The following is a 13,419-nucleotide window of genomic DNA, read 5'->3' as shown; positions in this document are numbered from 1 at the left end:
GCTTGGTGGTGGTCTGATGAACGGGGGCCTGGTGTGGACTTTCCGGGTTCTGGCCGTGAGGTTTGTGGGCGCTGGTCGGTGTGGTTGATTCGGTTCAACAGTGAGGTGACCTAGGGATGTTCACGACCCGGCCCACCCTTCAGGGGACCTTCGGCATGGTGTCCTCCACTCACTGGCTCGCCTCGCAGTCCGCGATGGCTGTGCTGGAGGACGGTGGGAACGCCTTCGATGCCGCCGTGGCCGCCGGTTTCGTTCTGCATGTCGTCGAGCCGCATCTCAACGGGCCCGGGGGAGAGGTGCCGATCATTCTCGCGCCCGCCGGTGGCGAGGTGCGGGTGCTCTGTGGGCAGGGTCCGGCGCCCGCCGGTGCGACCATGGGGCACTATCGCTCCCTGGGGCTCGAACTGGTTCCCGGCACCGGGCCGTTGGCCGCCGCTGTGCCCGGTGCCTTCGATGCGTGGATGGTGCTGCTGCGTGACCATGGCACCAAGTCGTTGGCTCAAGTGCTGCGTTATGCCATCGGATACGCCGAGGACGGCCACGCGCCCGTCGAACGGGTCGGTGAGACCGTCGAGTCCGTCCGTGAACTCTTCGAGACCGAGTGGACGTCCTCCGCCGACGTCTATCTCCCCGGCGGCAAGGCACCGGCGCCGGGGGAGTTGTTCCGTAATCCCGTTCTCGCGGCGACCTGGCGCCGGCTGATCTCCGAGGCGGAGTCGGCCGGCGAGGACCGGGAGGCGCAGATCGAGGCCGCCCGTACGATCTGGCGTGAGGGCTTCATCGCGGACGCGCTGCTGCGCCAGTCCGCCACCCCCACCATGGACACCAGCGGTTCGCACCACACCGGCACCCTGACCGGGGCCGATCTGGCCGGCTGGTCGGCGGCGTACGAGGCGCCTGCCACCTACGAGTGGGACGGCTGGACCCTCTGCAAGGCGGGGGCCTGGAGCCAGGGGCCCGTCTTCCTCCAGCAGTTGGCGCTGCTGCCGTCCCGCGCGGCCGATCTGCCCGCGTACGGTTCGGCGGAGTACGTTCATCAGCTCATCGAGGGCTGCAAGCTCGCCATGGCCGACCGGGAGGCCTGGTACGGCGACGCCGCCGACGCACCGCTCGCCGCCCTGCTCTCCGAGCCGTACAACACCGCCCGCCGCGCGCTGATCGGTGACCGTGCCTCGTACGAACTGCGCCCCGGCAGTCCGGAGGGGCGCGCGCCGGTCCTCAGCGCCCATGCCACCGCCGTCGCCGCGGGTGAGCCCGGTTTCGACCCGCTGGGTCTCCCGGCGGTGGCGGGCGTGGGGGAGCCGACCGTCGCCTTCGCGGAGCCGACCGTCGCCGCCGGCGAACCGGCCCTCGCGGTCGCGGAGCCGATCGTCGCCAAGGACGGTGCCACCCGTGGCGACACCTGCCATGTCGACATCGTCGACCGCTGGGGCAATATGGTCGCCGCCACGCCCAGCGGCGGCTGGCTCCAGTCCAACCCCGTCGTCCCCGAACTGGGCTTCCCGCTCGGCACCCGGCTCCAGATGGCCTGGCTGGACCCCGGTCTCCCGAACTCACTGACTCCCGGCCGACGGCCCCGTACCACCCTCACCCCGTCACTCGCGCTGCGCGAAGGAGTACCGGTGCTGGCCTTCGGTACACCCGGCGGTGACCAGCAGGACCAGTGGCAGTTCCACTTCTTCCTGGCCCTCGCCCTGCGCGCGCCGGTCCGTGGCGGGCTCGATCTCCAGGGCGCCATCGACGCGCCCAACTGGCACAACGACAGCTTTCCCGGTTCCTTCTACCCGCGCGGGATGCGGCCGGGGAGCGTGACCGTGGAGGCGGGCATGGCCCCGGACGTCATCGACGAGCTGCGCCGCCGCGGCCATGCGGTGACCATCGGTGAGTCCTGGTCCGAGGGGCGGCTGTGCGCGGTCGCCCGGGACCCGGAGACCGGCGTCCTGTCGGCCGCGGCGAATGCCCGTGGCATGCAGGGGTATGCCGTGGGGCGCTGAGAGTCCGCAGGAGTATGCCGTAGGGCGCTGAGAGTCCCCAGCACGCTGAGAGTCCCGTGGCACGCGCGAGTCCTGTAGCGCGCCGGGAGTCCCCGGGCACGGCGAGAGTCGTAGGACGCCGCAGATCCCCGAGCTGTTACGCGTGCTGTCGCACAGGCTGCCCTCCGCAGTGTCACAGGGGCGTGGTTGGCTGGTGGACATGATCGATGACGCTGTGTACGGAACGGTTCCCCTGCGGGAGACCGCGGACGGGGCGACGGGACAGGGGATGCCCCATGGGCTCCATGTGTCCGCCGTCGAGGAGGCGGTACGCGCGGCGGCCGCCGCCGAGATCATGCCGCGCTTCCGGCAGCTCGCCGCGCACGAGATCGTCGAGAAGAGCGGTCCGCACGATCTGGTGACGATCGCCGACCGGCGCGCGGAGGAACACCTCACCGCCGCCCTCACCGCGCTGCTCCCCGGCTCGGTGGTGGTCGGTGAGGAGGCGGTCCACGCGGACCCGGCGGTGTACGACGCGCTGCGCGGGGAGGCGCCCGTATGGATCGTCGACCCGGTCGACGGCACCCGCCAGTTCGTCCGGGGCGAGCCGGGTTTCTGCACGCTCGTCGCCCTCGCGCAGGGCGGCGAGGTGCTGGCGTCCTGGACCTACGCGGCGGCGCTGGACGAGATGGCCATCGCCGTACGGGGCCGGGGCGCCTGGCTCGACGGTGTCCCGCTGCGCTCCGGCGCACCCGCGCCCGGCGCGGTGCTGGCGGTCGCGATGTCCCATCCGGACTACACCACGGACGCCGAGAAGCGCGCCCTTCTGGGGCTGCGCACCGAGGACGTCGAAGCCCGCGCGTGCGGCTCGGCGGGGCTCGAATATCTGGCCGTCGCGCGGGGCGAGCTCGACGCGGTGGCCTTCAACTGGGAGCTGGCGTGGGACCACGCGGCGGGATTGCTGCTGGTGATGGAGGCGGGTGGCGCGCAGTCGACGCTCACGGGCGAGCCGTTCCGTATCACGGGCGGCAACACACTGCCCTTCACCGCCGCCCGCGACGAGACCACGGCGCGGCGGATACGGGAGCGGCTGCTGACGGGGGCGGGAGCGTGAGTAAGGAGCGCGGGAAGCGCGGGAAGGGGTGAGCGGGGGCGCGGGAAGGGGCATGAGCGGGGCGCGGGAGCGGGCTTCGGGCCAACGGCCACGCGGCCCGCGCGGCCGGGCGCCGGAGGCGAGGCCACCGGGGACGGAGCTGCGATGGCCGTCGCGGACCGTACCCGCCCTCGGGCTGTCGGTGCCCCGGAATATCCTGGGGCCTCTTGCCATCGGCTACGAAGGAGTCCGAAGGTGACGTCGATGCTCGATGCCGTTGTCGTGGGGGCGGGACCCAACGGGCTCACCGCCGCCGTCGAGCTGGCCAGGCGGGGCTTCTCGGTGGCTGTGTTCGAGGCCGCGGACACGGTGGGCGGGGGCGCCAGGACGGAAGAGCTGACGCTGCCGGGCTTCCGCCACGACCCCTGCTCGGCGGTGCATCCGCTGGGTATCGGATCGCCCGTCTTCGGGACGATGCCCCTCGGCCGGTACGGACTGGACTGGCTGCACCCCGAGCTGCCGATGGCGCATCCCTTCGACGACGGCACGGCGGCGGTGCTCTCCCGCTCGGTCGCCGAGACGGCCGCGTCCTTCGGGCCCCGTGACGCCGGCGCGTACCGCCGTCTGGTCGCGCCCTTCCTCGGCAAATGGGACACGCTCGCCCGGGACTTCATGTCCCTGCCGCTGACGGCGCTGCCGCGCGACCCCGTCACCCTCGCCCGGTTCGGACTGGCCGGGCTGCCGCCGTCGACCTGGCTCACGCGCCGCTTCCACGACGAGAAGGCCCGTGCCCTCTTCGCCGGGCTGGTCGGCCATGTCATAGCCCCGCTGAGCGGGATCGCCACCGGCGCCGTCGGACTGATCTTCGCGCTCGCCGCGCACGAGGGCGGCTGGCCGCTGCCGCGCGGCGGCTCGCAGTCGATCTCCGACGCGCTCGCCGCGTATCTCCAGGATCTGGGCGGCTCGGTCCACACCGGATACGAGGTCAAGCGCCTGGACGAGCTGCCGCCCGCCCGCGCCTATGTCTTCGACACCTCGCCCACCGCCCTGGCCCGTATCGCGGGTCTCGGCCGCGTGTACGACGGCTATCGCTACGGAGCGGGCGTATTCAAGATCGATTACGCGCTGGACGGCCCCGTGCCCTGGACGGCCGAGGAGCCCCGCCGGGCCGGGACCGTCCAGATCGGCCCCACCAGCGGGGAGATCGGCACGGCGCTTCGGCGGGTCGCGGCCGGCCGGCCGCCCGAGACCCCGTTCCTGATCACCGCCCAGCCCAGCCTGGTGGACCCGTCCCGCGCGCCCGAGGGCAAACATGTCTTCTGGGCGTACGGCCATGTCCCCAACGGCTGGCGGGGCGATCTCACCGACGCCGTCGAGCGGCAGCTGGAGCGCTTCGCACCCGGATTCCGCGACCGCGTCCTGGCCCGCGCCACGGCGGGACCGCCCGAGCTGGCCGTCCGTAATCCCAACTATGTCGGCGGGGACATCGCCTGCGGCGCGGCCTCGGGACTCCAGCTGCTGCTGCGCCCCAAGATCTCCCTCTCCCCGTACACCACCCCGCACCCCGCCGTATTCATCTGCTCCTCCGCGACCCCGCCGGGTCCCGGTGTGCACGGCATGTCCGGGCACAACGCGGCCAAGGCGGTCTGGCGGCGGCTGCGCGAGATCTGAGGAGGCGCTCCATATGACGGTCCTGACGCTGATCCGGGGAAGCATCACCGACCAGCGGGTGGACGCCATCGTCAACGCCGCGAACTCCTCGCTGCTCGGAGGGGGCGGTGTCGACGGTGCCATCCATCGCGCCGGCGGCCCGGAGATCCTGGCCGAGTGCCGCGCCCTGCGCGCCGCGCGGTACGGCCGTGGCCTCCGCACCGGCCAGGCGGTGGCGACCACGGCCGGCCGCCTCGACGCCCGGTGGGTGATCCATACGGTGGGCCCGGTGTGGAGCGCCACCGAGGACCGCTCCGGCCTGCTCGCCTCCTGCTACCGCGAGTCCCTGCGCGTCGCGGCCGAACTGGGCGCGACGTCCGTGGCCTTCCCCGCGATCTCCACCGGGATCTACCGCTGGCCGATGGACGACGGCGCCCGGATCGCCGTCCGTACGGCGAGAGAGTCCGTGACGGCACCGGTCGAGGACGTGCGGTTCGTGCTCTTCGACGAGCACGCGTACGGCCTCTTCGAGGCGGCGCTGGCCGCCGAGGACTGAGAGAGCCCCGACCGGGCAGGGCGGTGGCGCTTTCCCCGTTTACGGCGCCGCCTCACCTCACATCGGCGGGCGCTGTTTCGTCATAGGGGTATGAGCGCGAAAATCCGGTACGCCACCCTCGGCCTCCTGGCCGTGAGCGGGCTGTACACAGGCCTCTGGGCCTACTTCTCCCCGAAGGCGTGGTACGAGAACTTCCCCGGTTTCGGGCGGAGCCGGCTGCCTCAGCTGGGGCCCTACAACGAGCATCTCGCCAAGGACGACGGAGCCATGTTCCTGGCGCTGGCGGTGCTGGCGGTCATCACCCTGCGCCATGTACGGGACAACCGGTTCGTGCTGACGTCCGGACGGCTGGACGGCGGACGGCAGGGCGGCGGACGGCAGGGCGGCGGACGGCAGCGCGCCGGACGGGAGGGCACACGATGACGTACGGGAAGCAGATCGGCGAGGAGGGGCCCGGCATGCGGGTGGCGGTGGCGGGCGGAACCGGGCTCGTCGGACGGCATGTGGTCGAGGAACTGTCCGCGGCGGGCCACGAACCGGTGGTGCTGTCCAGAGCCCGGGGCGTGGACCTGGTCTCGGGCGCGGGACTCGACGCGGCCATGGCGGGCGTTGAGGCGGTCGTCGATGTGAGCAATGTGACGACCATGAACGCCCGGAAGGCGATCTCGTTCTTCGAAGCCGTCGGCGGCAACCTTCTGGACGCCGGTGCGCGGGCCGGGGTACGGCACCACGTAGCGCTGTCGATCGTCGGTATCGACCGGGTCGGCCATGGCTACTACCAGGGGAAACTCCGCCAGGAGGAGCGGGTGAAGAGCGGGCGGGTGCCATGGACGGTGCTGCGCGCCACACAGTTCCACGAGTTCGCCCAGCAGACCGTCGACCAGTTCCCGAGGCCCCTCGCGGTGGTGCCCCGGATGAATACGCAGCCGATCGCGGCGCGTGAAGTGGCCCAGCACCTCGTGGGACTCGTCCTCGGCCCGCCGCAGGGCATGGCACCGGAACTCGCCGGCCCGCGTGTCGAACAGCTTGTCGACATGGTGCGCAGGCTGCTGCGGGCCCAGCGACGGCGACGGCTGCTGCTGCCGGTGAAGTTCCCCGGCGCGGCGGGCGCCGCCATGGCGGGGGACGGGCAGCTACCGACGGGACCGGGCCCCCGGGGCGCTCAGACCTTCGACGATTGGCTCGCCCGGTCCGTCGCGCAGGGAGGGTGAACAACCGCCATGCCCACGCCACCCGGACCCGCGCCGGACCCCGGACCCGCGCCGGACCCCGGACCGGGACAGGTTCCCGTACCAGGACCGGAGCCTGGACGCCCGCAGGACCTCGTACCCGGGCAGGACCTCGTACCCGCGCAGGACCTCGTACCCGGGCCGGACCCCACCCTCGGTTCCCTCATGACCGAGCGCCGCAGGCTGCTCAACCTCGGCTACCGGATGCTCGGTTCGGTGCAGGACGCCGAGGACGTCGTCCAGGAGACGTACGCCCGCTGGTACGCCCTGTCCGAGGCGGAGCAGGAGGCGATCAACGCACCGCTGGCCTGGCTGACCCGGGTCGCCTCACGCATCTGTCTCGACCATCTCGCCTCGGCGCGGGTCCGCCGTGAGCGCTACACAGGTGAATGGCTGCCCGAGCCCGTCCGGTCCGGTGCGACATGGACCAGCGCGGACGGCGAAGGCGGGGACGATCCGGCCGACCGGATCACCCTCGACGAATCGGTCAGCATGGGGATGCTCGTGGTGCTGGACTCGATAACTCCCGCGGAGCGCGTCGCCTTCGTCCTCCACGATGTCTTCGGCATGCCGTTCACCGAGATCGCCGAGACGGTGGGCCGCACCCCCGCAGCCTGCCGCCAGCTCGCCGCCTCCGCCCGCAGACGTATCGCCCACCGGCGGCCCCCCAGGGCCGAGGCACCGGAGCACCGGCGGGTCGTGTCCGCCTTCCGTGAGGCGTGCGAGACCGGCGACCTCGCCGCCCTCGTCTCCCTCCTCGACCCCGGCGTCGAATCGCGCAGTGACGGCGGCGGCAAGGTGCGGTCTGCCCTGCGTCCGATCGTCGGCCGGGACAAGGTGGCCCGGTTCTTCCTCGGTCTCATGCGCAAGGAACCCGGGATGGAAGTCGTGGAGGACGGTGTCAACGGCGCCCCTGCCCTGACGGTCCGTATCACGGGTACCACCATGGCCGCCCTCACCATGGACGTCCGTGACGGTCTGATCACCGATCTGTGGCTGGTGGTCAACCCGGACAAGCTCCACGCGTGGACCGAAGAGGCACCCACCGAGTCGCCGACCGAGGCACCCATCGGGGCTGACAGCACGGCGGACGGCACGGCGGACGGCCCCTGACGGGTGGCGGTGACTCAGGTCCGTGACTCCAGCCTTCCCCGGTTCTGGAGGATGTAGAGGGCCGCCAGCGACGGGGCGACGAGCAGCCCGGCGGCGCAGGCGACACCGGTGAGTACCCAGAGCGTGGGCGTCGGCGCCGCCCCCTCGGCGATGCTGAGATGAGTGCCCAGCAGATACGGGTACTGGGCCACGCCCCAGCCGCAGACGACCGTCGCCACGGCCAGGGCGGCCAGCATGCGCAGGGCGAGGGGCTTCTCCCGGCTGAGCAGGAAGAGGCTGGTCAGCCCGCAGAGCGCCGAGATGATGAGCAGCGGCAGCCCGCGATGGCTCAACTGGTGGAACAGACGAGGGGAGTCGGCCCGGAGCAGGAAGATCCCGGCCAGGCAGACCAGACCGGTGACGGCCCCCGCGAGCAGCGCACGGCGGCGGAACCACCTTTCGAGCGGCCGGCTCCGGCTCTGCCGTGCCGAGGCGGTCAGATACACCGCGGCGAGATAGGCGCACACCGACACGGCCAGGATTCCGCCGAGGACGGAGGTCGGGTTGTTCCAGCTCCCCAGTGGATCGCCCTGGCCCGCGGTGGGCACCCGGCCGGACGCGATGGCGCCGGCCACACTGCCGAAGCAGTACGGGGTGAGCACCGACGACAGTGCGAACGCCGCGCCGTAGATGCGCTGTTCGGGTGTGCGCATCGAGGCCTTGCGGAAGGCGAAGCCCGCGCCCCGCAGGACGATTCCCAGCGCGGCGAGGCCCAACGGGATGTACAGCGTCGTGGTGATGGCCACGAACGCGGTGGGGAAAGCGCTCCACAGCATGACGAGGCAGTAGATCAGCCAGATGTGATTGGCCTCCCAGACGGGGCCGATCGATGTGTCGATGAGACGGCGTGGCCTGCTGCCGCGCGCCGCTCCGCCGGCGGTCAGGTCCCAGAAGCCGGCGCCGAAGTCCGCGCCGCCGAAGAGCGCGTAGGCGATGACGCCGATGAACAGCAGGACCGAGACGGTGTCACTCATGCCTGCCGGCCTTCTTCCGTGTGCGCGTCGGTCAGCGGCCGGTTGGGACCGTAGGGGACGTCCAGCCCCTCGTCGTCCCCCTCACCCCCGCCGGCTCGCCATCGTCGTGTCAGGGACCGCAGGATCAGTACGGCGCTGGTGCCCACCGCGACATAGATGACCAGCACCGCGGAGAAGAACGGCCAGAGATTGCCCTGGGTCGCCACGGCGTCCCTGGTGAGCAGCAGACCGACCACCGTCCACGGCTGCCGCCCCACCTCGGTGACCACCCAGCCGCTCTCCAGACACACCACGGAGACGACTCCGCTGACGGCGGCGCAGCGCAGGAACCACCGGTTGGTGGGCATCTGCCGTCGGCGCCACCACAGCCAGGCGAACCAGACGACCAGGGCGAGCAGAGCGCTGGCCGTTCCCACCATGATGTCGAACGCGAGATGGACGACGCTCACCGTGGCGTCGTCGGGACGTACCGCCGGGGCGATCGCGTCCAGTCCGCGGATCTTCGTGGACGGACGGAACCCGGCGAGCAGCGAAGCCACGTCCGGAATCCTGAGGCCGTAGCGCACCTCGCCGTCGATCAGTACGCCGCCCAGCGTCTCGGGGACATGGGTGCCGGTGTCCGGCAGCAGTTCGAGCGCGGCGAACTTCGCGGGCTCGCTGTGGAAGACCTGGCGGGCGACGACATCACCGACGTAGATCTGTACGGGCAGGACGACGGCGGCCACGACGAATCCGATGAGGAAGCCGACCCGGTGGTAGTGGTCCCGGCGTCCTCTGAGCATGCCGACCGCGTAGACCGCCGCCACGGAGAAACCGGCGACGATATAGGCGGCGAGCAGCATATGCACGGTCTCGAACCAGAAGGCCCCGTTGAAGAACACCTCGGCCGGACGGACCTCCACGACCCGGCCGTCGCGCATGGTGATACCGCCCGGCTGGTTCATCCAGCTGTTCGCCGCCACGACGGAGGCGGTGCCGCCCATGCTCGCCAGCACCACCGGTACGCCCGTCCAGAAATGCACCCAGGGCGGGAGCCGCTTCCAGCCGTAGATATAGATCGAGACGAAGATCGCTTCCAGGAAGAAGAAGATGCCTTCGATCGCGAACGGGAAACCGAAGGCGGCGCCGTATTTGCCCATCAGCCCCGGCCACAGGATGCCGAGTTCGAAGCTCAGCACCGTACCGGTGATCGCTCCCACGGCGACCAGTACGGCTGCGACCTTCGACCAGCGCTGGGCCAGCAGCAGCGCCTGCTCGTCGCCGTGCCGCAGACCGCGGTAGTTGGCGATGAGCATCAGGGCGGTGAGCGCCACCCCGAACGGCACCAGGATGATGTGGAAGCCGAGGGTGAAGGCCATCTGCTCCCGGGCGGGCAGCAGCTGCGGCGGGTCACCGGCCGAAGCCGCGGCCCGGAGCAGAATCCCGGCAGCGTAAGTGGAGGATGGCATTCCTGCATCGTCCACGCGCAGGTCGGCGCGGTGGTCCGGCGACACGGACCGACGGCGAGCGACACCCGTTCAGGTGACCGGGGGCCGAACCGGGCCGGGGCGCAGGCGTCCCCTCCGTGGGTGTCAGTCGGAGAGTCCGGCCATCGCGCGGGGGTTGATGATCCGGTCGTACTCCTCCGCGCTGAGATAGCCGGTGGCCAGCGCGGTGTCGCGCAGGGTGCTGTTCTCCTCGGCGGCCCGGTGGGCGATCTCGCTGGCCCGGTCGTAGCCGATCTCGGGGGAGAGGGCGGTGACGAGCATGAGCGAGCGGGAGACGTCCTCGTCGATACGGTCGCGGTGCAGCTCGGTGCCCTCCACGCAGTAGACCCGCAGCTTCTCGCTCGCGTCGGCGAGGATCCGCGCGCAGTGGAGCACATCGCTGATGATGACCGGACGCATGGCGTTGAGCTCGAAATTGCCCTGACTGGCGGCGAGCGCGACGGCACTGTCCTCGCCGAGGACCTGGATACAGACCATGACCATGGCCTCGCACTGGGTCGGGTTGATCTTGCCGGGCATGATCGAGCTGCCGGGCTCATTGGCGGGCAGGGCGAGTTCGCCCAGTCCGCAGCGCGGGCCGGAGGCCAGCCAGCGCAGATCGTTGGCGATCTTCATCAGCGGTACGGCGACCGCGCGCAGTCCCGCCGAGGCTGCGGCCATCGCGTCCAGTCCGCCCTGAGCCGCGAAATGGTTGGCGGCCACCGTGTAGGGATGGCCGGTCTGGCGGGCCAGCTCGGCGGCCACCGCCGTACCGAAGTTCTCGGGCGCGTTGAGTCCGGTACCGACCGCCGTCCCGCCGATCGCCAGCTGGTGGAGCGCGGGCAGGGTGGCGCGGACACGTTCATGGGCGTCAGCGAGCTGTGCGGCGTAGCCGGACCACTCCTGGCCGACGGTGAGGGGGACCGCGTCCTGGAGATGGGTGCGGCCGACCTTGACGACATCGCGCCAGGAGACGGCCTTGTCCTCGATGGCCTGGGCGAGCGCGGCCAGGGAGGGCAGTAGGTCGTCGTGCAGGGCCCGTACGGTGGCGAGATGCATCGCGGTGGGAAAGGTGTCGTTGGAGGACTGCCCCATGTTGACATGATCATTGGGGTGGATGGGGGTACGTGAACCGAGGGTGCCGCCCACCAGCTGAATCGCCCGGTTGCTGATCACCTCGTTGACATTCATATTGCTCTGGGTGCCGGAGCCGGTCTGCCAGACGTAGAGCGGGAAGTGCTCGTCGAGAGCGCCGGAGATCACCTCGTCGGCGACCTTGGCGATCAGCTCGCACTGCCAGCGGAGCAGCCGGCCGTCACGGCCGTTGACCAGGGCGGCGGCCTTCTTCACCTGGCCGTAGGCGTGGTAGACGGCCTTGGGCATCCGGTCGTCGCCGATCGAGAAGTGGATCAGCGAGCGCTGGGTCTGCGCGCCCCAGTACCGGTTGGCGGGCACCTCGACCGTGCCCAGTGAGTCACGCTCGGTACGGGTGCCCTCCGCGTCGATCCCGATCGGCAGATCCCGTACCACCGGCGGGGTCCCGCTCATCGCGCGCTCCCCTCGCCGGGAGGGCCGGGAGGGCCGGGAGGGCCGGGAGGGCCGGAAGATCCGGAAAGGCCGGGAAGGGGTCCGTACCGCGGCTGCCACATCGCGTCCTGGACGGCCTGCACCAGATTTTCCGGAGCGTTCTCGGCGACACCCTCCGCGATCGCGGCGCGCGCGACGGCGACGGCGACGGTGGCGGAGGACGCGCGCAGATCCGACACCGGCGGCAGCAGGGACGCGCCGGGGGCGCCGACCCGTGCCTGGCCCGCGACCGCCTCGGCCGCGGCCAGCAGCATGCCGGGGGTCACCCGACGGGCCCGGGAGACGACGGTGCCCAGCCCCAGCCCCGGATAGAGCAGGGCGTTGTTCGCCTGGCCGATGACATGCCGGATCCCGTTCAGTTCGACAGGGTCGACCGGGATGCCCGCGCTGGTCAGCGCCTTGCCGTCACTCCAGGCGAGGATGTCGGCCGGCATGGCCTCGATCCGCTCGGTGGGATTGGAGAGCGGGAAGATGATCGGCCGCTCGGTATGCCGGGCCATCGTGGTCACCACCTCCTGGGTGAAGGTTCCCGGGGCGGTGGAGGTGCCGATCAGAATGGTGGGCCGTGCGTGGCGCACCGTGGTCAGCAGATCGATACCGGTCCGGCCGGACCAGTCGCGTACCTCGGCGGCGGGGCGGGCGTAGTCGCGCTGGTAGTCCCGCAGATCGTCCATGTCGTCGGTGAGCAGCCCCTGCTTGTCCACCAGCCACACCCGCCGCGCCGCCTCGGCCGGGTCCAGACCGTCCCGGACCATCGCCGCCACGAGCTGGTCGGCGATCCCCACCCCCGCGGTGCCCGCCCCGAAGACCACCACGCGCTGGTCGCGGAAGGCCGTTCCGGTCACTTCGAGGGCGGAGACGACAGCGGCGAGGGTGATCGCGCCGGTGCCCTGGAGATCGTCGTTGAAGATCCGGTAGCGGTCGGCGTTCTGCTCCAGGATGCGGCGGGCGTTGCCGGGCCCGAAGTCCTCGAAGTGCAGCAGGGCGTGCGGGAACAGGTCGGCGGCCGTCGCCAGATAGGCGCCGATGAAGTCGTCGTACGGCTTTCCCCGGGTGCGGCCGCGCCGTACGCCGAGATAGAGCGGGTCGTTGAGAAGCGTCTCGTTGTCGGTGCCCACGTCCAGTACGACGGGGATACAGCGGTCGGGGTGCAGACCGGCCGCCGCGGTGTAGACGGCGAGCTTGCCCACCGTGATCTGCACACCGTTGACGCCCCAGTCACCGATACCGAGGATCTCCTGCGCGTCGGTGACCACCAGCATGTCCACATCGTCGGGGCCCAGCCCCTGGTGTTCGAGCGCGGCCCGGATGTCCCGCGGGTGGTCGATGGACAGATACACCCCGCGCGGACGCCGGTACTCATGGCTGTACCGCTTGATCGCGTCCCCCACCGTGGGGTCGTAGACGATCGGCAGCAACTCGGCGAGATGGTCGGCCAGTACCCGGTAGTACAGAACCTCGTTACGGTCGTGCAACTGCTCCAGATACACATTCTTGGCCAGCGCGTCGGGCTGGCGCTGAAGCTGCTCGTACGCGCGCCGGAGCTGCTCGTCCAGGGACAGCACGGCATCGGGCAGCCGCCCCACCAGATCGAGTCTCTCGCGTTCCTCCTCGGTGAACGCGGTGCCGCGGTTGGTCAGCGGATCGGACAGAACGGGGGGCAGGGCCTGGGACACGGGAACACTCCTCTCGAAGGTCCGGCACATGTCCATCGTCACTCCCCTCGCTGCGCCCCGCTC

Annotated in this window: 11 protein-coding genes; 7 read left to right on the top strand and 4 right to left on the bottom strand. The window is 71.1% G+C overall.

What is annotated here, in order from left to right; genetic code table 11:
• Window positions 1-116 precede the first annotated feature (116 nt).
• The 7 genes from OG214_RS08310 (at window position 117) to sigJ (ending at window position 7,614) form a co-directional block, all read left to right on the top strand.
• Window positions 117-1,994, top strand: a complete 1,878-nt coding sequence (locus OG214_RS08310) for a gamma-glutamyltransferase family protein (RefSeq protein WP_405984363.1) — start codon at window positions 117-119, stop codon at window positions 1,992-1,994.
• A gap of 199 nt (window positions 1,995-2,193) precedes the next feature.
• Window positions 2,194-3,087, top strand: coding sequence for an inositol monophosphatase family protein (locus OG214_RS08305; RefSeq protein ID WP_405984362.1), 894 nt, complete (start codon window positions 2,194-2,196; stop codon window positions 3,085-3,087).
• 234 nt (window positions 3,088-3,321) lie between these two features.
• The gene (locus tag OG214_RS08300; protein ID WP_405984361.1) at window positions 3,322-4,737 is read left to right on the top strand and encodes a phytoene desaturase family protein; all 1,416 of its coding nucleotides are present in this window, start codon (window positions 3,322-3,324) and stop codon (window positions 4,735-4,737) included.
• Between the two features lie 13 nt (window positions 4,738-4,750).
• Window positions 4,751-5,272 (top strand): O-acetyl-ADP-ribose deacetylase, encoded by a 522-nt coding sequence (locus OG214_RS08295; RefSeq protein WP_405984360.1) that lies wholly within the window; start codon window positions 4,751-4,753, stop codon window positions 5,270-5,272.
• 90 nt (window positions 5,273-5,362) lie between these two features.
• Window positions 5,363-5,695 (top strand): hypothetical protein, encoded by a 333-nt coding sequence (locus tag OG214_RS08290; RefSeq protein WP_405984359.1) that lies wholly within the window; start codon window positions 5,363-5,365, stop codon window positions 5,693-5,695.
• Entirely contained in the window at window positions 5,692-6,483 is a 792-nt protein-coding gene (locus OG214_RS08285; RefSeq protein WP_405984358.1) for an SDR family oxidoreductase, read from the top strand. The genes OG214_RS08290 and OG214_RS08285 overlap by 4 nt, the downstream gene beginning before the upstream one ends.
• Window positions 6,484-6,666: 183 nt before the next feature.
• Window positions 6,667-7,614, top strand: coding sequence for an RNA polymerase sigma factor SigJ (gene sigJ / locus OG214_RS08280; protein ID WP_405987454.1), 948 nt, complete (start codon window positions 6,667-6,669; stop codon window positions 7,612-7,614).
• Window positions 7,615-7,628: 14 nt separating this feature from the next.
• Here the strand turns inward: sigJ and OG214_RS08275 are convergent, their stop codons facing one another.
• From OG214_RS08275 to OG214_RS08260, 4 genes are all read right to left on the bottom strand, one after another.
• On the bottom strand, window positions 7,629-8,627 hold the full coding sequence (locus OG214_RS08275) for a cytochrome d ubiquinol oxidase subunit II (protein WP_405984357.1): 999 nt from the start codon (window positions 8,625-8,627) through the stop codon (window positions 7,629-7,631).
• Window positions 8,624-10,075 (bottom strand): cytochrome ubiquinol oxidase subunit I, encoded by a 1,452-nt coding sequence (locus OG214_RS08270; protein WP_405984356.1) that lies wholly within the window; start codon window positions 10,073-10,075, stop codon window positions 8,624-8,626. Before OG214_RS08270 ends, OG214_RS08275 begins: the two co-directional genes overlap by 4 nt.
• A gap of 123 nt (window positions 10,076-10,198) precedes the next feature.
• Complete coding sequence (gene fumC / locus OG214_RS08265) at window positions 10,199-11,641, bottom strand: class II fumarate hydratase (protein ID WP_405984355.1); 1,443 nt, start codon at window positions 11,639-11,641, stop codon at window positions 10,199-10,201.
• On the bottom strand, window positions 11,638-13,356 hold the full coding sequence (locus tag OG214_RS08260; protein WP_405984354.1) for an NAD-dependent malic enzyme: 1,719 nt from the start codon (window positions 13,354-13,356) through the stop codon (window positions 11,638-11,640). The genes fumC and OG214_RS08260 overlap by 4 nt, the downstream gene beginning before the upstream one ends.
• Window positions 13,357-13,419 lie beyond the last annotated feature (63 nt).

Origin of the sequence: Streptomyces sp. NBC_00872, from assembly GCF_045161915.1 — a bacterium.
Lineage (GTDB): Bacteria > Actinomycetota > Actinomycetes > Streptomycetales > Streptomycetaceae > Streptomyces.
The sequence above is the reverse complement of the archived record's forward strand: the minus strand, read 5'-3'. Positions and strand labels throughout refer to the sequence as shown.